Annotated in this window: 22 protein-coding genes and 7 pseudogenes; 11 read left to right on the top strand and 18 right to left on the bottom strand. The window is 34.0% G+C overall.

Annotated elements, in window-relative coordinates; genetic code table 11:
• Nucleotides 1-257 (top strand): P-loop NTPase family protein (locus tag QWY91_RS19330; RefSeq protein WP_494338490.1); only part of this gene is annotated, 257 nt, incomplete at its 5' end.
• 1,075 nt (nucleotides 258-1,332) lie between these two features.
• Here the strand turns inward: QWY91_RS19330 and QWY91_RS19445 are convergent.
• From QWY91_RS19445 to QWY91_RS19295, 10 genes and pseudogenes are all read right to left on the bottom strand, one after another.
• Entirely contained in the window at nucleotides 1,333-1,545 is a 213-nt protein-coding gene (locus QWY91_RS19445; RefSeq protein WP_435433335.1) for a hypothetical protein, read from the bottom strand.
• Nucleotides 1,546-1,554: 9 nt separating this feature from the next.
• Entirely contained in the window at nucleotides 1,555-1,719 is a 165-nt protein-coding gene (locus tag QWY91_RS19440) for a hypothetical protein (protein ID WP_435433334.1), read from the bottom strand.
• A gap of 6 nt (nucleotides 1,720-1,725) precedes the next feature.
• Entirely contained in the window at nucleotides 1,726-1,857 is a 132-nt protein-coding gene (locus tag QWY91_RS19435; protein ID WP_435433333.1) for a hypothetical protein, read from the bottom strand.
• Between the two features lie 14 nt (nucleotides 1,858-1,871).
• Complete coding sequence (locus tag QWY91_RS19430; protein WP_435433332.1) at nucleotides 1,872-2,231, bottom strand: AIR synthase related protein; 360 nt, start codon at nucleotides 2,229-2,231, stop codon at nucleotides 1,872-1,874.
• Nucleotides 2,232-2,574: 343 nt separating this feature from the next.
• A complete protein-coding gene (locus QWY91_RS19320; protein ID WP_290237219.1) occupies nucleotides 2,575-2,850 on the bottom strand; it encodes a hypothetical protein in 276 nt (91 codons plus the stop codon).
• A pseudogene (locus tag QWY91_RS19315) lies at nucleotides 2,844-3,131 on the bottom strand (hypothetical protein). Before QWY91_RS19315 ends, QWY91_RS19320 begins: the two are co-directional and overlap by 7 nt.
• Nucleotides 3,132-3,384: 253 nt before the next feature.
• The gene (locus QWY91_RS19310; RefSeq protein WP_290237217.1) at nucleotides 3,385-3,579 is read right to left on the bottom strand and encodes a hypothetical protein; all 195 of its coding nucleotides are present in this window, start codon (nucleotides 3,577-3,579) and stop codon (nucleotides 3,385-3,387) included.
• A complete protein-coding gene (locus tag QWY91_RS19305) occupies nucleotides 3,576-3,725 on the bottom strand; it encodes a hypothetical protein (RefSeq protein WP_290237215.1) in 150 nt (49 codons plus the stop codon). Before QWY91_RS19305 ends, QWY91_RS19310 begins: the two co-directional genes overlap by 4 nt.
• The gene (locus QWY91_RS19300; protein ID WP_290237213.1) at nucleotides 3,715-4,041 is read right to left on the bottom strand and encodes a hypothetical protein; all 327 of its coding nucleotides are present in this window, start codon (nucleotides 4,039-4,041) and stop codon (nucleotides 3,715-3,717) included. Before QWY91_RS19300 ends, QWY91_RS19305 begins: the two co-directional genes overlap by 11 nt.
• Nucleotides 4,038-4,540, bottom strand: a pseudogene (locus QWY91_RS19295) (glutamine synthetase III domain-containing protein). The gene QWY91_RS19300 and the pseudogene QWY91_RS19295 overlap by 4 nt, the downstream one beginning before the upstream one ends.
• Before the next feature lie 342 nt (nucleotides 4,541-4,882).
• On the opposite strand from QWY91_RS19295, the pseudogene QWY91_RS19290 reads away from it, so the two are divergent.
• Nucleotides 4,883-5,891 (top strand): annotated as a pseudogene (locus QWY91_RS19290) (glutamine synthetase beta-grasp domain-containing protein).
• A gap of 245 nt (nucleotides 5,892-6,136) precedes the next feature.
• Here the strand turns inward: QWY91_RS19290 and QWY91_RS19285 are convergent.
• A pseudogene (locus tag QWY91_RS19285) lies at nucleotides 6,137-7,083 on the bottom strand (calcium/sodium antiporter).
• 112 nt (nucleotides 7,084-7,195) lie between these two features.
• Between QWY91_RS19285 and QWY91_RS19280 the strand changes: the two are divergent.
• From QWY91_RS19280 to QWY91_RS19250, 7 genes and pseudogenes are all read left to right on the top strand, one after another.
• The gene (locus QWY91_RS19280; RefSeq protein WP_290237211.1) at nucleotides 7,196-7,684 is read left to right on the top strand and encodes a carboxypeptidase-like regulatory domain-containing protein; all 489 of its coding nucleotides are present in this window, start codon (nucleotides 7,196-7,198) and stop codon (nucleotides 7,682-7,684) included.
• A 328-nt stretch (nucleotides 7,685-8,012) separates the two neighbouring features.
• Nucleotides 8,013-8,189, top strand: a complete 177-nt coding sequence (locus QWY91_RS19275; protein ID WP_290237209.1) for a hypothetical protein — start codon at nucleotides 8,013-8,015, stop codon at nucleotides 8,187-8,189.
• Nucleotides 8,190-8,268: 79 nt separating this feature from the next.
• Nucleotides 8,269-8,633, top strand: a pseudogene (locus QWY91_RS19270) (BlaI/MecI/CopY family transcriptional regulator).
• A 467-nt stretch (nucleotides 8,634-9,100) separates the two neighbouring features.
• Nucleotides 9,101-9,451 (top strand): hypothetical protein, encoded by a 351-nt coding sequence (locus tag QWY91_RS19265; protein WP_290230528.1) that lies wholly within the window; start codon nucleotides 9,101-9,103, stop codon nucleotides 9,449-9,451.
• A gap of 17 nt (nucleotides 9,452-9,468) precedes the next feature.
• A complete protein-coding gene (locus QWY91_RS19260; RefSeq protein ID WP_290237207.1) occupies nucleotides 9,469-9,858 on the top strand; it encodes a hypothetical protein in 390 nt (129 codons plus the stop codon).
• Between the two features lie 5 nt (nucleotides 9,859-9,863).
• Complete coding sequence (locus QWY91_RS19255; RefSeq protein ID WP_290237205.1) at nucleotides 9,864-11,597, top strand: M56 family metallopeptidase; 1,734 nt, start codon at nucleotides 9,864-9,866, stop codon at nucleotides 11,595-11,597.
• 72 nt (nucleotides 11,598-11,669) lie between these two features.
• On the top strand, nucleotides 11,670-11,822 hold the full coding sequence (locus QWY91_RS19250; protein WP_290230524.1) for an SsrA-binding protein: 153 nt from the start codon (nucleotides 11,670-11,672) through the stop codon (nucleotides 11,820-11,822).
• Here the strand turns inward: QWY91_RS19250 and QWY91_RS19245 are convergent.
• From QWY91_RS19245 to QWY91_RS19220, 6 genes and pseudogenes are all read right to left on the bottom strand, one after another.
• Complete coding sequence (locus tag QWY91_RS19245) at nucleotides 11,819-12,475, bottom strand: response regulator (protein ID WP_290230522.1); 657 nt, start codon at nucleotides 12,473-12,475, stop codon at nucleotides 11,819-11,821. The genes QWY91_RS19250 and QWY91_RS19245 overlap by 4 nt on opposite strands.
• The gene (locus QWY91_RS19240; RefSeq protein ID WP_290237202.1) at nucleotides 12,460-12,900 is read right to left on the bottom strand and encodes a sensor histidine kinase; all 441 of its coding nucleotides are present in this window, start codon (nucleotides 12,898-12,900) and stop codon (nucleotides 12,460-12,462) included. Before QWY91_RS19240 ends, QWY91_RS19245 begins: the two co-directional genes overlap by 16 nt.
• Nucleotides 12,861-13,544: an SH3 domain-containing protein gene (locus QWY91_RS19235; protein ID WP_290237200.1), complete on the bottom strand. Its 684-nt coding sequence runs from the start codon at nucleotides 13,542-13,544 to the stop codon at nucleotides 12,861-12,863. The genes QWY91_RS19240 and QWY91_RS19235 overlap by 40 nt, the downstream gene beginning before the upstream one ends.
• A 177-nt stretch (nucleotides 13,545-13,721) precedes the next feature.
• Nucleotides 13,722-14,486 (bottom strand): tetratricopeptide repeat protein, encoded by a 765-nt coding sequence (locus tag QWY91_RS19230; protein WP_290237198.1) that lies wholly within the window; start codon nucleotides 14,484-14,486, stop codon nucleotides 13,722-13,724.
• 148 nt (nucleotides 14,487-14,634) lie between these two features.
• Nucleotides 14,635-14,823 (bottom strand): hypothetical protein, encoded by a 189-nt coding sequence (locus tag QWY91_RS19225; RefSeq protein WP_290230519.1) that lies wholly within the window; start codon nucleotides 14,821-14,823, stop codon nucleotides 14,635-14,637.
• Nucleotides 14,824-15,023: 200 nt separating this feature from the next.
• Nucleotides 15,024-15,622 (bottom strand): annotated as a pseudogene (locus tag QWY91_RS19220) (M57 family metalloprotease).
• A gap of 446 nt (nucleotides 15,623-16,068) precedes the next feature.
• On the opposite strand from QWY91_RS19220, the gene QWY91_RS19215 reads away from it, so the two are divergent.
• Both QWY91_RS19215 and QWY91_RS19210 read left to right on the top strand, forming a co-directional pair.
• Nucleotides 16,069-16,695 carry an MFS transporter gene (locus QWY91_RS19215; RefSeq protein WP_290237195.1) on the top strand — a complete coding sequence of 209 codons (627 nt, stop codon included), beginning with the start codon at nucleotides 16,069-16,071 and terminating at the stop codon, nucleotides 16,693-16,695.
• Nucleotides 16,680-17,252, top strand: a complete 573-nt coding sequence (locus QWY91_RS19210) for an MFS transporter (protein WP_290237193.1) — start codon at nucleotides 16,680-16,682, stop codon at nucleotides 17,250-17,252. Before QWY91_RS19215 ends, QWY91_RS19210 begins: the two co-directional genes overlap by 16 nt.
• 504 nt (nucleotides 17,253-17,756) lie before the next feature.
• Here the strand turns inward: QWY91_RS19210 and QWY91_RS19425 are convergent.
• Nucleotides 17,757-19,308 (bottom strand): annotated as a pseudogene (locus tag QWY91_RS19425) (protein-disulfide reductase DsbD family protein); the annotation flags it as partial.
• Nucleotides 19,309-19,326 lie beyond the last annotated feature (18 nt).

The raw sequence follows: 19,326 nt of genomic DNA, 5'->3' as shown, positions 1-19,326 counted from the left end.
AAAATAATCAGAGAATAAGAGAACTTTCCGGTGGGGAACAACGAATTATTGAAATCTATCTGGTCTTGAGAGAAATGTCATTGTGCTTCTGGGACGAACCATTTGCGCAACTTTTCTTTAATGATCGAAAAATTTTCAACAATAATTCAAAAAGAAAAAGAACAGAAAGCATTATAATTACAGACCATCGCTACGAAGCGATATTGGACATTTCAGATGATATTTATCTCTTTAGAATAAACAATCCAGAATCGTAAATTCCAGATTAAATTGACGAATTTGGGTTATTTACCAAGCTGATTTTTTGAAATTTAGTCAAAATAATTCTAATTTCTCTTTATAGGTAGTTGTCGCAAAGAGCGCAAGAAATCCAGATCCCAAGATATTAAAAATACGGTCTGGATAATTGAATATTGAAAAATCTAAAATAATAAGATATAAAAAAGGAAAGATCAGAAAGAATCATCCATAGAACCGCGCCTAAGTAAAAAAGACTCTTTTTATTATTGAATCGATTATTATAAGAAACTGCAATGATCATCGTAATAATTGTTATCCCTGCAAAGCCATAAAAGGCTGCCTTCCCAATTCTTCGTGATCATGAAGCGTCATCATACTTTCCAGCTCAAACAGCAAAAAGCAATTTATACCAACAAGTATAAGCCCAACAGCAACTCTATTTTCGAAATCCGAAATCGATTTAATCTAAACAAAACCAATACTACTTACAGTGATAAAGGCCAAACCTCTACTGATAAAGGCCGCTGCATTGAAAGTAGGATCTTCATAAAATATTACTGAAAAGTCACAAATAGCAAATAGAAAAAAGCGAGAAATAATCTCAACCATAAGTGTTGATAAATACTAAGGCAATTAAATAAAATGCAGAAGTAATGAAGCGCATCCATCGCCCAAACTCATCATCAAAAACTAATAGTGTCGTAAAATTTAGTAATACCCAAAAAACTATAGATAGTGCAATAAACCTTCTACTCTCTTCCATTTATCGGCCTCGTTTGGAGGCAAATATAAACAAAGGTTTAAGATAAAAAAGTAGCGAAATTGATGCTATCGCAATTTTCTTTGGCGTTAATCTTTATTTTTAGAGTGAAAAATTGAATTATTAATAATTAAACTCTCCAAATTCGCTATTAATAGTAAGTGATTTCTTATCTGAAGCTTCTACTCTTCCAACAATCTGTGCATCAATATTAAAGATTTTGAAATCGCGATGATATCCTCAGCATGCTCTGGTTTCACGTAGATTTCCATACGATGTCCCATATTAAAAACCTGGTACATTTTTTCAATCGGTTTTACTTTCCTGCTGAATTAATTTGAAAAGCGCGGAACTTCAAAAAGGTTATCCTTAACAATATGAAGATTGTCTATAAAATGAAGAATTTTGGTTTGCGCTCCTCCACTACAGTGCACCATTCCGTGGATTTCCTTATTGCTGAATTTCGATATTATTTTCTGAATTACGGGAGCATAAGTTCTGGTTGGCGATAACACCAATTTACCGGCATCAAGGAGCATCTTCAACGGTATCTGTTAATTTTTTGCTTCGGAGTATACCAACTCATTCGGGATAGAAGCATCAAAACTTTCAGGATATTTTTCAGCTAAAATCTTTGCAAAAACATCGTGACGTGCAGAGGTTAAACCGTTTACTGCCCATCCCTCCGTTGTATTCTTTCTCGTAAGTAGCCTGTCCATAAGAAGCTAAACCAACAATAACATCTCCGGTTCAATATTTTTATTGTCGATTACTTCACTGCGCTTCATTCTAGCAGTTACCGTAGAATCTACAATAATAGTTCTTACCAAATCTCCAACATCTGCAGTTTCCCCCACGGTAGAATGAATTTCTACACCAAATTTTTAAGATCGGCAATCAATTCTTCAGTTCCGTTAATAATTGCTGAAATTACTTCTCCCGGAACCAAACTTTTATTTCTACCAATTGTAGAAGAAAGTAAGATTTTATTAGTTGCACCAACACAAAGTAAGTCGTCAATATTCATGATCAAGGCATCTTGTGCAATACCTTTCCAAACCGAAAGATCTCCGGTTTCTTTCAGTACATGTAAGCTAGTGAAGATTTGTACTGCTCCGTCGGCGTGCATAATTACGCAGTAATCTTCATCACCAGTTAGGTAATCGGGAACTATTTTACAAAATGCTTTAGGAAAAAGTCCTTTATCTACATTTTTAATCGCGTTGTGCACATCTTCTTTACTGCTTGAAAACCACGCTGACTATACCTTTTACTTAGTCCTGACTCATGAATTTGGTTTAGACGTCAAGATAATCAGTTTTAAATTCTTTAAGAAGTTTATAAAAAGAAAAAGCCCTGCGTTTCGCAGAGCTTTTATGATTAAGTTATCTAATCCTATCTAGTAAACCACCTATAGGCGATCCCATGAGACTTTTGCTAGATACTTATTGCAAGGCAAGCCTTATATTTTTATTCTCGATTATCGAGTAAATAACAACTCTCTATATTTAGTAAGTGGCCAGATTTCATTATCAACCAGTAATTCTAATTTATCGCAATGGTAGCGAATTTCATCAAAAAACGGTTTTATTCGTGACAATAAGATTCTGCTTTTTCTGAATATCTTCGTATTTGTTCGCTACTTTTCGAGCTTCGATCATAGCGCTCACTTTACTGTTAATTACTGCGATATGGTTAGAAACTTTTTCAACCAAGTCTAATTGTTCTTCAGCGTACTTTTTAAAATCTTCGCCGTAGATACTTTTTAAACCAGTAACGTTTTTAATCAAAACATTTTGGTATCTAATTGCGGTTGGGATTACATGATTTCTTGCAATATCACCTAGCACTCTGCTTCGATCTGGATGCGCATTGCGTATTCTTCCAATTCGATTTCGTGGCGAGCTTCAACTTCTACAGTATTCATCACTCCTAATTCTTCATAAAGCTTAATCGCTTTTTTAGAAATTTGAGCTTTTAATGCTTCTGGAGTGTTTTTTATTATTGCTTAAGCCACGTTTTTCAGCCTCTTTTTCCCAGCTTCTCCGTAACCATCACCTTCAAATCTAATCTTTTTACTTTTCTTGATATACTCTCTAAGAACATTGAAGATAGCATCGTCTTTCTTCATTTTTTTATCCTTAATCAGCTTATCAACCTCAACTTTAAAGTCTTTTAACTGCTTAGCCATTATCGCATTAAGTACTGTCATAGGATTTGCACAGTTGGCAGTAGATCCTACGGCTCTAAATTCAAATTTATTACCTGTAAATGCGAAAGAAGAAGTACGGTTACGATCGGTGTTATCTAAAAGAATTTCTGGAATTTTCCTACAACATTTAGTTTCAATTCTGTTTTTTCCTGCGGAGATAATTTCCCGGAAGTTACTTTTTCAACTCATCCAAGACAGCCGTTAACTGACTACCAATAAATACTGAAATAATTGCTGGTGGTGCTTCGTTCGCTCCTAAACGGTGATCGTTAGATGCACTTGCAATAGAAGCTCTTAATAATTCTTCATTATCGCAAACTGCTTTGATCGTATTAATGAAGAAGGTTAAAAACTGAAGATTCTTCATAGGAGTTTACCGGGAGATAAAAGATTAATGCCCGTATCAGTTCCTAAAGACCAGTTATTGTGTTTTCCACTTCCGTTTATTCCGGCAAATGGTTTTTCGTGCATTAACACCACAAAATGGTGACGCTCGGCAATCTTATTCATCATCCATAATTAATGAATTATGATCTACCGCAAGGTTAGCTTCCTCAAAAATTGGTGCTAACTCAAATTGATTTGGAGCAACTTCGTTATGTCTGGTTTTCACCGGAATTCCTAAACGCATACACTCGATCTCCAAATCTCTCATATAGGCTAAGACACGTGATGGAATAGATCCAAAATAATGATCGTCTAATTGCTGCCCTTTTGCTGGAGAATGTCCTAAAAGTGTACGACCTGCTAATTGAATATCTGGTCGAGTCGCTGCTAAAGCTGAATCTACAAGAAAATATTCCTGCTCCCAACCTAAAGTAGCATTCACCTTAGAAACATTTTTATCGAAATATTTTGAACATCTGTTGCCGCCTGGTCTACTGCTTGTAAAGCTCTAAGAAGTGGTGTTTTATAGTCTAAAGCCTCGCCCGTATAACAAACAAAAACTGTTGGAATACATAAAGTTGTTCCCCAAATAAATGCCGGTGAAGTAGGATCCCATGCGGTATATCCTCGAGCTTCAAAGGTATTTCTAATTCCACCGTTTGGAAAACTGGAAGCATCTGGCTTTGCTGAACCAAAGATCCTCCGCCAAATTTTTCTATCGCTAGTCCATCACCTATAGTTTCAAAAAATGCATCATGCTTTTCAGCTGTTGCTCCTGTTAAAGGCTGAAACCAGTGCGTATAATGAGTAACTCCCTTATTAATAGACCATTCTTTCATTCCAGCAGAAATATGATCGGCTACTGTTCGGTTAATTTTCGCTCCGGTCTTCACAGCATCCATCACATTATTATATGCTTCTTTGGTTAAATACTGCTTCATAACCGACTCATTAAAGACATTACTTCCAAAAATCGCTGAGCGCCTTCCTGGCTCTTCGATATTTACAGATTTTCGGTTAAAGGTTTCTTCTATTGCCTTAAATCTAAGTGTTGACATGTTAAGCTATTATGATTAATAAAATATTACGATCAAATTTAAATATTTCTCACTACAACACCTTGAAAAACATTAAATAATGTTTACCCCCTAAAAATTAGGGGGTATTATTTACAAATTGAAAATTCTCAATAAATGCACCCTAAAAAAATATACATTTTATTCAAAAAAATTATATTTTTGTTAACCTTAGACGTTCAATTTTATAAAAAAACGAATTAGATTATGACCAAATCAAAGTTGGAGTATATATGGCTTGATGGTAGTAAGCCAACTCAGAAGTTACGTGGTAAAACAAAAGTAGTAACTGATTTTTCAGGAAAGTTAGAAGATTGTGAGGTATGGTCTTTTGATGGTTCTTCTACAGGACAAGCTGAAGGAAATGCTTCTGACTGTTTATTAAAGCCAGTATTTATATGTCCAGATCCACAACGTAAAAATGGATTCTTAGTAATGTGCGAAGTACTTAATTCAGATAGTACACCTCACGAAACTAATGGAAGAGCTACTATAGACGATGAGGATGATGATTTCTGGTTTGGATTTGAACAAGAATACTTCCTTATTGATACTGAAACAGGTAAACCTTTAGGTTTCCCAGCTAATGGATATCCACGACCACAAGGACCTTATTACTGTTCTGTAGGTGCAAACAATGCCTATGGTAGATCTATCGTTGAGGAGCATTTAGATGTTTGCCTTGAAGCTGGATTAAACGTAGAAGGTATTAATGGTGAGGTTGCTGCCGGACAGTGGGAATATCAAATTTTCGCTAAAGGAGCTGCAGCTTGGTGACGAGATTTGGGTTGCAAGATATTTGTTAGAAAGAATAGGTGAGCAATACGGAATTGCAATTGATCTTCATCCAAAACCATTAGGCGATTTAGATTGGAATGGTAGTGGTATGCACGCCAACTTCTCTAACTCAACTTTAAGAAATGCTGGAAACCGTGAAACTTACGAGAAAATTTGTGAAGCTTTCCGTCCAGTTGTAAAAGAACACATCGACGTTTACGGTGCAGATAACCACATGCGTTTAACTGGTAAGCACGAAACTGCTTCTATCCACGACTTTAGCTACGGAATTTCTGATCGTGGAGCATCAATCCGTATTCCAATCGCAACTGTAGAGCGCGGATGGAAAGGATGGTTAGAAGATAGAAGGCCATCTTCTAATGGTGATCCTTATAAAATTGCAAGCCGTATTATTAAGACGGTTAAAAATGCAGAATAAATAACAGATTTAGGCTAGATTGTAATAATCTTAGATTAGGCGTTTCTTTCAGAAACGCCTTTTTTATTGCACTAATTTTATTAAATACTGAAATTAGGCTGTTTGAAACAATTTTTCAATAAAGGCCAAAAATTGAAACAGAAGTACTAAAATCTGCAATCAGATCACCAAATAAGAATCAAGATTGGTGATTCAGACGACTAATTTATGGCGTCTCATGCTCTATTTTCTATTATCAAAAGCTGTTACCTAAAAATAGTGATATAAAGAAATACCGAATATCCGGTTAGAATAACTAGGCCTTTAACTCTTCCAAATAGAAATTTCTTCGGAATAAAAGCCATGGGAACTAGTATGAAAGAAAAGGCAATCATCCAATAAATATCATTGCTCAAAACTTCCTGAGATTGCATCACGATCGGTTTAATTAAAGCAGTTATACCTAATACTGAAGCTATATTAAAAATATTGGAACCTATCAAATTACCAAAAGATAGGGCTTTCTCTTTCTTTAAGGCTGCTATTACCGATGCAGCAAGCTCGGGAATACTGGTACCTATAGCGATCATTGTTACAGAAATAATTCTTTCACTAACGCCTAAGTCTCTCGCCAACGCAACCGATCCATCTACTAATAATTCTGATCCTCCATACAAGGCCGCTCCGCCAATTACTAACCAGATAATAATCTTAAACCAGGAAGTGCCTTCTAGGCTTTCATCTACCTCTTCTACTACATTTTCCTTTACCTTTCTACTACGAATAATCAAGAAAAGTAGATAAATTAGTAGTCCAAGTACTAAAGCTCCACCTTCTAACCGGTCTATATTTCCCCATTAAGTAAGAAGAAAAATAATGCAAATGAAAAGATCATCATCACCGGCCAATTAAACTTATAGAAGTCACTATCTACCGCAATGGGAGAAATAAGCGCTGTGATCCCTAAAACCAAACCAATATTAGCAATATTAGAGCCGATAATATTCCCTAAAGAAATATCTGAAAATCCTTCCATCGCTGCCTGCAAGCTCACTAATAATTCTGGTGCTGATGTCGCAAAAGAAACTACCGTTAGCCCAATGACCATACGAGAGATATTCATCTTAAAAGAAAGAGCGACAGATGATCTTACTAAAAACTCACCACCTACCACTAATAACACTAAACCAATTAGTATGTAAACAATATCCATACACTTTTTTGTGCTAATATAACTTAAACTTTAAAGCTATTCTATTAATGAAATACTGAATTAAAAACTACACATATAGTTTAAAAACTAAAAAAACCGTTATATTTAATTTATGAAACGACTTTTACTCTTAGCTATTTTATTTTCATTTCATATTCAGGCTCAGGAAGTGTATACTGGAAGAGTTCTAAATGCAAAAGATTCAACAGCTGTTCAGTCGGTTTCAATTTATTTTGACGGTACCAGTCTTGGTACTGTTAGCAATACGAAAGGTTACTTCAAAATCGAGAATTCATCTTCTAACATTTCACCATTAATTTTTAGATCCATCGGATTTAAAACAAGGACAGTACCTAATATTTCAGTTTTCAAGGATAAAAATTATCCAATTGTTTTTCTTGAAGAAAGTATGGATGAGCTGGGCACGGTAGTCCTGGAAACCGATCCCTGGTCTCGCAAAAGAAAACTTAATTACTTCCGCAGAGAATTTTTGGGGCATACAACTGCTGCGTTAAAATGTAAAATATTGAATGAAGATGCGATTAAACTTAATATACCCCTTCACAAAACGAACTCATTGCGTATGCGAAAGAACCGCTAATAATTAAAAATAATCATCTGGGCTATTTTATAGAATATGAGCTTATAGATTTTACTATCAAATTTAGTACAGGAAGTTCTGGTCTTTATTTGATTGAATACACCTTTTATGAAGGAAGCAGCTTTTATAAAGAACAAAATGAGAAACCAAGAAGACGCCATTTAAAAAATCGTGAGGAAGCTTTTGAAGGATCCTTGCTTCAGTTTATGCGCTCCCTATCAAAGAGAAACCTTGCTCAAGATGATTTTAGAATTTTCTACGAGAGATTTGAAGTACCACATATAAGTATTTCGATATTCAGCAGGCAGATCAATTTACAAAAGTGGCAATGACAAAAGACACGATTAGCATACTGCATAAAAACCAGCAATCTGGTCTTATATATAAAAGTCCGTTTTATATTGACAAATTTGGAAACTTCACTCCTACTCGAGCTTTCAATATTTCTGGCGCAATGGGACAGGCGAGAATGTCCTTATCCTTACCACTAAATTACGCGCTTTAAAATAATTACTACTTTTTTAGTTTGAAAACTATTTTTTTCGTTATATTTATCATCTACATATCTGAAGATAGACATCGACATGGAAAAGTTAACGAATAAAGAAGAAGAAATTATGCGGATTATATGGAAGCTCGAGGAAGCTTTCGTTAAAGAAATTATCCCGCATATTAAAGAACAAAAACTTCATTATAATACGGTTTCTACCATCGTAAGAATCTTGAAGAAAAAAAATATGTTTCTTATAAAGCCTACGGTAAAACGCATCAATATTATCCAATTATTACCAAAGAAGCGTATAGGAAACAGTTTATGAATATCGCTACTAAACGTTTTTTTGACAATAGTTATAAAAGCATGGTTTCCTTTTTTGCTAAAGAAGAAAAAATTAGTGCTGAAGAATTGAGAGAAATTCTAGAAATTATTGAAAATAAAGAGAAGCAATAAAACGTGCAATTTTGGATTTACATATTGAAACATTTTCTAATCCTGGCGTTATTTTTTGCCAGATATGAACTGCTTCTCAAAAATTCTATAAATTATACTGAATTTCTTTTATCAATATCTATTATAAGTTTTGGGTTTCTAATACGATGCTGTGTTAAGCTATTTCAGTTGAAGTGGCTTATTGCTTCTGCAGAAATCATTTCAGAAATAAAAAAGATCAAGCATTTCTTCATCCTGAAATCAAAAATTAAAGTTGCAGAAAAGAAAATCAAAAATCACCAATATCAATTATTTTCTAAGCCATTTAAGACGTTAGAATTTCCAGTTTTATTACTCATCAATCAAGAAACCGAACTATCATGATTAATCAACATACATTCGCTAGATTACGATCTCTAAAACTAAGTTTTCTGCTTCCTCTTCTTAGCATAATGTTTTACAGTTGCAATGTCGATGAAATCGAAACTATGGAACAATCGTCCCAATATTCTTTCTATTTTGAAAATGATATTAGTAAAAAAGAGCTGCAAAACCGGGTAAAATTATTTAACCAATTTTATAGAGACTCGGTTATTATAAAGATCTCAGAAATCTCTTATCTTAATGGTCAATTAGATAGCTATACTATTAGTAGAAAATTTCCCGATGAGACTAATTTTAAAATTGGTGCTACTTTAGAAAATCAGGCTTATAAAGACAAACGCCCTAACCTTTTAAGCTTTAAGAATCAGAAAATTATTTTAAGAACCAGCAGCAATTTTCGATTTGAATTATCAAAAGATCTTAACGCCGGTATTTACAAGACAGAAGATAAATAAAATATAAACCAGTAAGCATGCAAGAATTAATTTTCCATCTTTTAAAATCTTCAGCTTTAATTGCTATTTTCTATTTGGCTTACTTTATTTTGCTGAAACAGGAAACAAGTTTTATGCAAAACCGTAAGTTTCTTTTAGTAGGTTTGGCGACTTCTTTAGTTTTACCACTTATTTATCTCACTCAGCAAGAATACATAGAATTGCCGTCCACCGAGATACCATATACTGTTATGAATGGCGATTTTCAGCAGGAAAACACGGTAATCGAAGAACCAACAGATTGGTGGCAAATTGGTTTTTATGTTTACTTATTTGGTGTTTCAGTAATGAGCTTACGATTTGCTTTTCAGATCTACAGCCTAAAGAAGGTTATTAATTCTGGATTCTTAAAAAATACAAGAATTTAAAATTGGTGAGAACGACTAAGGATATTAAACCCTTTTCATTCTTTAATAATATCGTTTACAATCCTAAAAAACATCAACAAAAAGACCTAAAATTAATCCTGAAGCATGAGCAAATCCATGCAAGACAGTGGCATTCTTTGGATGTGATCTTCATTTCTATACTCTGTGTGGTATTTTGGTTTAATCCGTTTATCTGGTTATACAAAAAAGTTATCGTCCAAAACTTAGAATTTCTAGCCGATCAAGATGCAGTAGCTACAATAGCCAGCAAAAAAGAATACCAAAAAGCGCTAGTTATGGCAAGTGTTGGTATGCAGCCGGCCATGACTAATCAGTTTTATCAATCATTCATCAAAAAACGTATTATTATGCTTAACAAATCGAAAAAGAAAAACACCTCGTGGAAGACTATTTTAGTAATTCCATTTTTATGCCTATTCCTTTATAGTTTCAATTTAAAGAAAGAAAGTGTAGTGCTCAACTCTTCAAAGGGAAATAGATCTCAGTATACTGATACCGTAGATAATCCTGAAATCACGGGAATTGGAAGTTATACTGAAACTGAAAAAAATAACACTTACAAATCACCAAAACGATCAATTTCACTTGAGGATTTAGGTGAAAATGCCTTATATATTTTGGACAACCAAAATTATAAAAGAGATGAACTTGAAGGTAAAACTATAGTTTATAAATCTATCCAAGTGATAGCACCCGAAACTGCAGTAAAACAATTTGGTGAAAAAGGAAAAGATGGCGTAGTTAAACTTTCTAAAACCGAATTTATTGAAGATTTTCAAACCTATTTAAAAGATATAGATAAAAAACAGGAAGCAATCCAACTTAAGTTTTTGAAATTCTTAGATAAGAAAACACCTTCTATTATTACTCTAAATAAAGAAAAAAGTACTGAGAAGACGGTTGAAGAAAGTTCGAAAGATAAAGAGCGTAGTACGATTAATGGCAAAGGTAAAGTAGCGACTACTTCTTCTAATATTTTAAATGATACTCTTTATATTCTGAATGGAGTTCCACAGAAGAGCAATGCTTTTCTTAATGATATTGAGAAAAATGACATAGAAAACATCACTTATCTTGAAGGTAAGAAAGCTAGGGCTCTTTACGGAAGCCGAGTTTCTAAATACGGTGTTAAACTCTATACCACAAAAGTTCAGGATAATTCACTGATTATAAAAAATCAAAAACAAGCAGATTCTAGCCATATTATAATCTTAAGAAATAATCACTTAATTGATGGAAAACCATTATTGGTTATTAACGGAAAAGTTGAAGAGCAAAAAACTCTTGAAAACATCAAGCCAAATGATATCATTTTTATTAATGTTTTGAAAGATAAAAAAGCCTCAGAAAAGTATAAAAATGATCGTGCAGTTAATGGTGTTATTGAAGTTTACACTAAAACCTTTAAAGGTAAATTACCTCAAAAATCAACAACTTTCGTATATACTATTCATCCTAATGAAACAGATGCCGCCATTCAGAATATCATCAAAGCTATCCAAGAGACCTATGATATTGAAATTAATATTAAAAAATTGAAGCGTGATGATTCAGGAATTCTTACTAATGTAAAAATCAAAGCCAGACATAAAGGTGCTTCTTTTTGGAATGTGACGTATAGCGCTTCCAGTAGTGATTCGATTGATGAGTTTTATATGATAATGGATACTGAAAAAGACGATTTCAAGATTACGAGTGAGAAACCTAAAAAGAAATAAAAATTCTAAAAAAACAGCTTCTTTTTTACTGAATATCAATATTTTAATATCTTTGATAGAAACTGACTAAGAATGAAAAAGAAGCTGTTTACATCATTAGCGAAATTGAATAAAAAAATACTGCCAAGTTATTCTAAGAAGCAATTAGACCTGGCTAATGCTAGTAAATTACAAATGGCTATTATTGGTTGGAAAACGTGGGTTACTAAAAATTCTTTAGATTAAAGAAAACCATATTCTTCTGCTTTGTCCAAAATTAATTTATCCCCTAATTCTTCTATTTCAAAAAGCTTCCTAATATTTCTTTTTCGCTTTTCAATAGCAGCTAAGGAAAGCGGAATATAATCGACCAGATTTTTTGTTTTGGTTCCTTTAGAAAGATAATATAAGATTTTCCTATCGTTTTCATCTAAGGTAATATCTCGTGTCATTTGGCTTCTAAACAATTCGCGTACCGTCTTACTGTAAAAAGGAATACCGTTGTTTATCGATAGAATTGCTGCGCACAGTTCTGTAGAACCTACATCGCTTTTGATCATGAAAGCCTCAGGATTTATGCTTTTTAGAATATTCTGAAGTCTATATTTCTCATTGAACATCGTAAGCACAACCAACTTAGAATGTGGTGTGATTTCGCGAAATTTCATCCCCAAATCTTCCCCAGAAATTATTCTACCATCCTTGGATGCAGGGATTTTAATATCCAATATGATAATATCGAAAAATTGTTCGGCATTACGCACTTGTAATAAAGCAGTATCCACATCGTTGGCGGTCTGCACGAGAATCTCGTGCTTACAGGATTGCAACGTGCTTTTATAACCTTCTATAATTATCGGGTGATCATCTACAATCAACACTTTTAAGCGGTTAGCCATATTTTACGATTTTGATTAATAGGTATCTGTATACTTATCGCTGTGCCTTCTTCACTAGACTTAAAGTTTATTTTACCATTTAGATTATTAATTCTGGATTTCATATTTTTTAATCCTATACCTTTTGGTGTCGCATCAATGTCAAAGCCTGTTCCGTCGTCTTTGATCATTGCAAAAAGATGCGTATCCTGATTTTTGAAGACTACAATAACTTTTTGAGCCTGGGCATATTTCGTTACGTTATAAGTAGACTCTTGCAGAACTCTAAACAAGTTAATTTTAATTTTGCTACTTACCTTATCCCATTCGATATTAGGGTCATTATTTAAAACCACTTCGTATTTTCCTATTATAGACTGCTCATTTAATAGCTCGTTAAGAATACTTATAAATCCAGATCGAGAATCGAATATATTGGCATCCAAATCATGAGAAATACTGCGAACCTCTTCCCTAGCTTTTTCAATTCAGCAATATAATTTGATCTGGTTTCCACCGACTCGGTATCCACTTTGCTATTCAGACTACTTAATATTAACCGAATTCCGAATATTTTTCCAAGTATTCCGTCATGCAATTCCGCAGCAATACGTTTTTTCTCCTTTTGACGACCTTCCTCTAATTTGTTTTGCTGGTCGATAAGCAAATTGTAGATTTCTTCGTTAGATTGTTGCTGTTGTTTCTCTAATTTCAACTGTTTGTTTTTAATCTTTTGATGGCGTACTACAAATCCAAGTATTACAATAATCAGCAGAAATCCTGCACCTAAGATTATCCATTTTCGCTGTGCATTCAAATATTTGTTCTGCTCAATAAATTCATCGGTCTCATAACGTATTCGTGCGAATTGATTACGAGCAGCTCGCTCTTCTTTTTCTAAGCTATCTTTTAAGTGTATATATCGCTCAAGATGCGCATAACTGTTAGCCTTATCTAATCGTGCCTGTAATCTTAAAGATTCCATTAAACCTTGCATATGCTCCCTTCGCTGAGCTAATATTCTGCTTTTATCGGCATATTTTAATGCCTTATTTTTGTCAATACCTTCGTAATATTCGGCAAGATGCATACTAGAAAAAATAGCACCGTCTTCATCACCTATAGCTTCTCTTAGATGCAGTGCTTTAAAAAAGTCTTCAGGAATATGTTCTTTCTTTCCTATTTTAAATTCAGCAAATGCACGGTTATCGATAATTTTAGCATAAACCTGAGGTTTTCTTTTTCTAATTCTGAAAATTCTAATGCTTCAGCATAAACATTTTATCGCATCGTCAAATCGCCCCATGTTTTCATAAAGCACACCTATATTATTTAATGTTGAAGCTTTCTGGTAGGTATTATTGCCTAATTCCTGCTGAATCTCGTAGGCTTTTTTATGGTAGTCTAATGAATTTTCAAAATCATTCATTTGGTTGTAAGCCACCGCCAGATTATTATAACAGCGATAAATGTATTCTTTTGCATCCAAAGGCTTTAAAACTTTTAAAGCTCTAACCGTAGTTACTTCGCTTCCCACATAATCTTTAATATCAGATTGAAGAATCGCCATATTTATTAGCAATCTCCCTCCCAATACTGGCTTGTCGTTTTTTAAATAAAGTTCACTTGCCTCTTGATAGGCATCGTAACTTTGACGATATCCACCAATTTCTGAATAAAAATATCCACGATCCCAAAAAGCGCCGGCAAGCCCTAAACTATCTTTTAGTTGTGTTGCATAAGCTATAGCCTTGGAATTGGCTTCTAAAAATAAAGCGGAATCTATCGAAGCTGCGTAATAAGAAGCATGCAGGTAATTTTTCTTTTTAAGCGTATCATCATTAAGTTTTGAAGTCTGAATTAAATATGCTTTCAGTTTCTCCTTTCTAACTTCTAAATCTAGAGAATCCAGCTTAAAATCGTCTGAAATTTCGATAGCATCCTTAGAAAAGGACTCATCCTGTGACTGGTATAGATCACAGGATGAAAGCATTAAGACTAATAGTAAAAATAAAAAATAATTCTTCTTCAATATTCAGTTGTTTAGATGCCCAAACTCTGAATTAAAAAATATTAATGTTGTCTCGTATTGATATATAGATTTGGGCATCGATCAATTTAAGAATTTAATCATAAATTTCTCAAATTTATTTTTGTTTAGAAGATTAATCTTGCTCTTCTTATTCAGGCGGATCTCTTCTTTCCTGTTCATTTTCCTCTCTTCCAGAAGAATCAGCATAAGTATCGATATCTATTATTTCAGATTCTTCAAGTGTTTCGGCATTAGATACAGGTAGAGCTTCAGGTTCGCAAGAATAAGTGACTGCCATTAGCGTTCCCAAAATTAGAAGTGTAAATAAATTTTTCATGGATGATTGTTTAATGTATTATTAAAAAAGTGAAGACATTCTCTTACAAAAGGATATGCTTGCGAGAGACAGAAAGGATAAATAAGAACACCCGGCACTTAGACATACATGCCATATTAATAAGTAGGTTTGGAGATTCTAAGAAAGTTTTCTCGCCGGGTGACTTTGGGCTAATTACATTTAAAAATAATGCTCTGTGGTTAGTATAAATATTCTAGAGCCTTCTCGTCGTCACCACCAAAATTTCCACTTTCGTTGGCGCTAAAACATGCTAACATTACAGAGTTCGCATCATACCCCGTCTCGGTACCGGGATATGCACCGCTCCGTCTGGATTTGCAGATTCACCACTTTGGCCACAGCTCTGTCTAGAAAACCAATCGGTATGGCGCAATCCTAAAGTGTGTCCAATTTCGTGAGTGATTACATGTTCGTTGGTTGATGTACTATAGCTTTCCATTCCTGAAAAAATCTGTACAAATTTGTATGGATTTCCGCCTGATGGAAAACCGGCTACTCCACCAGCCTGTCCATTGCTAGTTTTATAAACAACAATGTCTGAAGAACTATAATTAGTACCGAAACTAAGATTGAAGGTTAGACCAATACTTAAATCGTTATAATTCGCTACAGCTCTTTGTAATGCCTGTTGCATTTTGTTGGAAAGATTTTGTCCATAGCCTGTACCCGTATAACCAATAACATTGATGGTTCTGGGACTACTAACCAAATTGTAAGTACGATACTGCTTACTGGTAATATCTGCGGTGCTAAGCTTATCTAATTGATCGGCAGACATTGCAATATCATTTTCAATTAAATAAGTGGTTTCTGTAGCACCTCCAGGTAAAGTAAGTTCGAAAGTTTCAATATAATCTGAATTGAAATGTAAATTGTTTACCTTTTCTATTACCTCTTTAGGAATTTGTGATGAACTTGGAGCCTCATTATTCAGCAATTCTTGAGTCTCTGGTGCTGTTTCATCTTTTTGACAGGAAGTAAAAAGCAGTCCTGTCGCTGCCAAAACGAGTGGTAGTTTGTTTAATTCCATTTAAGTAGGTTTTAAATTATATCTCAAATTTAACCTACTAGTTTCCAGTTGTTTGAAATTTAACCGTAGAATAAGTAAGGGAAAACCGTAATATAATATTCTCCAGTTTATACTAAAACTGAAAGCAAAAGCACCAATTTTCGACTATACTTCAAAAATTTATAAATCCCCTACCCCGCCAACTTTTCTAACTAATGCACCTAAGACAAGCTTCTGAAAGACAAAAACAAATTGCAACGATAATTACCTTTTTCACCATTCCACTTTCTGGGTTTATGACAGATATTTATTTGCCATCATTTCCATCGATGGCCGAGAATTTATCGGTTTCAGAAAAAAGTATTCAGCTTACGCTTACTTGCTTCTTTTTAAGCTATGGTTTTGCGCAATTGTTCGTAGGAAGTTTATTGGACAGTCTTGGGCGCTACAAACCTGTGTTATTTTCATTAATTGCTCTAATTATTAGTAGCCTTGCTATTACATGGACAGATCAGGTTTGGGTTATTTGCTTTTGGCGAATCGTACAGGGATTAGGAACATCGTTTATCGTGGTCGCAAAGCGAGCTTATTTTGTAGACCTTTATGATGAAGTAAAACGAAAACATTTTTTAAGCTTTTTTACCATCGTATGGTCTTGCGGGCCGATAATTGCTCCTTTTCTTGGTGGTTATCTGGAAAGCTTGTTTGATTGGCAGGCAAATTTTTACTTTTTAGCGATATATGCCGCAATTCTATTTTTTGCTGAATTAATTTTTAGTGGAGAAACGATTAGAAATGTCAAGAAATTTAATCTGAAAAAACATCAATGCTTTATGCCGTAATGCTGAAGAATAAGGCGTTTGTTTTAGGAATCTTGATTTTAGGATTAGCTTATTCAACCGTGATGGTATTTAATATCGCTGGCCCGTTTGTGGTAGAACATCATTTTGGATTTGATGCAGTAACTACGGGGTATTGTACGCTAATCTTAGGAATATCCTGGATGATTGGCGGAATTTTAAGTAAGACCTTTGCTAGCCAAAATTTTCCTCAGAAATTACGAATTTCAGCTTTCGCACAAATTGTGCTTTTACTCGTGTTTATAGCCGCGGCAACGCAATTAGATCATCTTTACCTTTTAATTGCTTTTGCTTTTGTGATCCATATCGTTTCTGGGTTTATTTTTACCAACTACTTTACCCAAAACATGATTTATTTCCCTAGCAATGCTGGTATCGCTGGTGGACTTATTGGTGGATTGCTCTATATTATTACATCAATCTCAAGTTTCGTAATATCTTCTTCAGGGGAAATCGCCACTACTTTCGATATGTCACTGCGTTACCTTGGCGTGGGAATTCCATTAATTTTGGTTATTTTTTACTCAAATTTTTTTTAAAAAACAACAAAAGAAAGGGAATAGCAAAAAATCATTAAAAAAAAAGGGATCGAAGCTTAAAAGCAACGATCCCTTTTTTTATATCTAAAATCGATTATTTTACTTATAATTCTCTAAACCTTCTTGTAGCCATCCCAAATAAGATTCTATATCTGGATGTAAGGTTTATTCAAGTTAAATTATTTAACACTAATAATAATTGCTTTATAATTATCTGAAAAAATCATTCCCACAAATTTCACTAAACAATTTTTTTTTCAAATTCACAATTTTAAAACTTAAATAAATAACATATTTTAGGACTTCCACTAAGGACTTCATTACATCTTCAATTCTTAAAAATTTTTATTAATAACCTGTAAAATCCAACATCACGGTTTGTTCTGACTTTTTGCATAAGCCATTCCTTCTTAATAAAACATAACGATTTGACCAAGCATTTCATTTTTGGAATATTGTTTGGACCACAAAATTCCTAACGTAATTTTCATCTTACTATATTTGAGGGAAACCACTAATCCATTGTAATAGCACCCCAAAGACCAGGAATAGATAAACTACAAAATAAAGTTAATAATCCTAAATAATCTTCCTACTGAAATATGTGGTAAAGGACTATCATGCGGCAATGTGATTTTCCCGAATAAGTATAATGCAAGTCCGGCAAAAACTGCAATCCAAATCGCTAAAAAGGTTTCTCTTTCTAACAGATGAAGTTGTAAAACCAAATCGGCATTACTTAAAAATTTAAATGCTAGTGCAAGCTCTAAAAATCCTAATACTACTTACTGTATTTATCCACCAGATTTGGGAAGCGAATTTAACCAACCTGGGAATGCTGCAAATAAAGCAAATGGCAATGCGATTGCAGTTGAAAATCCAAGCATTCCTACAATAGGTGCAATACCTCCTTTAGATGCTGCTTCTAACAAGTAAAAGATAGGTCCTGTACAGGAGAAAGAAACAATAGCTAATGCCAGCGCCATAAAAAAGATACCTACAATCCCACCTCGATCGGCTTGAGAATCAATTTTATTAGCCCAAGAATTTGGTAACATGATCTCGAAAGCTCCCAAAAATGAAAAAGCAAAAAAGATCAATAAAATGAAGAATATGACATTGAACCATACATTTGTAGAAAGGGCATTAAGCGCATCTGCTCCAAAAATCCCGGTTACTACAGAGCCTAAAATCACATAAATTATGATAATAAATAATCCATAGAAAATGGCATTTCTAATTCCCGAAGCACGACTTTTACTTTGTTTGGTAAAAAAGCTTACCGTCATAGGAATCATAGGGAAAACACATGGGGTAAGTAAAGCCGCAAAACCGCCTAGAAAACTTAATATAAAAATTGACCAAAGGCTTTCTGAATTTTCACTTTCTCCATCTACTTCTTCAGTTGTAATAGTATCTTCATTAGCATCTTCAGCGCTATTATCAGTTTTGGCAACAGCATCAACCATATCTCCAGACACCTGCGGACTAATATTTTCTTCAACGGATTCTTTATCTTGTTCTACAGATTTTTCGGAATCAGTAGTCTCTCCATCGGTATTTGGTTCTTCATCTAAATCTGCCGCGGAAGCAACTTCCGTATTATTCAATTTAGAAAATTTAAATACTACATTTTTTTTCTGTGTAGGTGGCAAACAACTTTCGTCGTTACAAACCATAATTCGCGACCTTTTATTTGAAAAGCACCTTGAGACTTGCGTTCTATAATTTGCTTAAAAGTGGCTTTATCTGAGAAATATTTGATTTCCATTTCAAAAATAGGATCGTCTATAACATGACCTTCAGGCTCGATAACTTCGCCTTTTAGAGCATAGTTATCATTAGATGAAAATTGAAATGAAGTAGGAATAGGACCACCAGAAGGTACATCTTGCGAATATAAATGCCAACCGGGTTCGATAAAAGCATTAATTATTAAGGCGTACTGATTTTCGTTTACTTTTTCAACAGAAGTTTCAAAAGATACAGGATCATAAATTTGCGCCTGTGAGAATGTTGAAAAAAATAGAAGGATACTGGCAATAACTATTTTCATTGAAGACTATTTAATTGA

Source organism: Zunongwangia endophytica (assembly GCF_030409505.1).
Taxonomy (GTDB): domain Bacteria; phylum Bacteroidota; class Bacteroidia; order Flavobacteriales; family Flavobacteriaceae; genus Zunongwangia; species Zunongwangia endophytica.
This window is presented reverse-complemented; position numbering and strand designations above follow the sequence as displayed.

Bases quoted from the DNA above. Each gene is read 5' to 3' on its own strand.
- QWY91_RS19265 (WP_290230528.1), top strand. From the start codon at position 9,101: ATGGAACAATCGTCCCAATATTCTTTCTATTTTGAAAATGATATTAGT.
- QWY91_RS19275 (WP_290237209.1), top strand. From the start codon at position 8,013: ATGACAAAAGACACGATTAGCATACTGCATAAAAACCAGCAATCTGGT.
- QWY91_RS19215 (WP_290237195.1), top strand. From the start codon at position 16,069: ATGCACCTAAGACAAGCTTCTGAAAGACAAAAACAAATTGCAACGATA.
- QWY91_RS19235 (WP_290237200.1), bottom strand. From the start codon at position 13,544: ATGCATCTTGCCGAATATTACGAAGGTATTGACAAAAATAAGGCATTA.
- QWY91_RS19260 (WP_290237207.1), top strand. From the start codon at position 9,469: ATGCAAGAATTAATTTTCCATCTTTTAAAATCTTCAGCTTTAATTGCT.
- QWY91_RS19440 (WP_435433334.1), bottom strand. From the start codon at position 1,719: ATGGACAGGCTACTTACGAGAAAGAATACAACGGAGGGATGGGCAGTA.
- QWY91_RS19210 (WP_290237193.1), top strand. From the start codon at position 16,680: ATGCTTTATGCCGTAATGCTGAAGAATAAGGCGTTTGTTTTAGGAATC.
- QWY91_RS19225 (WP_290230519.1), bottom strand. From the start codon at position 14,823: ATGAAAAATTTATTTACACTTCTAATTTTGGGAACGCTAATGGCAGTC.
- QWY91_RS19310 (WP_290237217.1), bottom strand. From the start codon at position 3,579: ATGAAGAATCTTCAGTTTTTAACCTTCTTCATTAATACGATCAAAGCA.
- QWY91_RS19245 (WP_290230522.1), bottom strand. From the start codon at position 12,475: ATGGCTAACCGCTTAAAAGTGTTGATTGTAGATGATCACCCGATAATT.
- QWY91_RS19305 (WP_290237215.1), bottom strand. From the start codon at position 3,725: ATGATGAATAAGATTGCCGAGCGTCACCATTTTGTGGTGTTAATGCAC.
- QWY91_RS19250 (WP_290230524.1), top strand. From the start codon at position 11,670: ATGAAAAAGAAGCTGTTTACATCATTAGCGAAATTGAATAAAAAAATA.
- QWY91_RS19280 (WP_290237211.1), top strand. From the start codon at position 7,196: ATGAAACGACTTTTACTCTTAGCTATTTTATTTTCATTTCATATTCAG.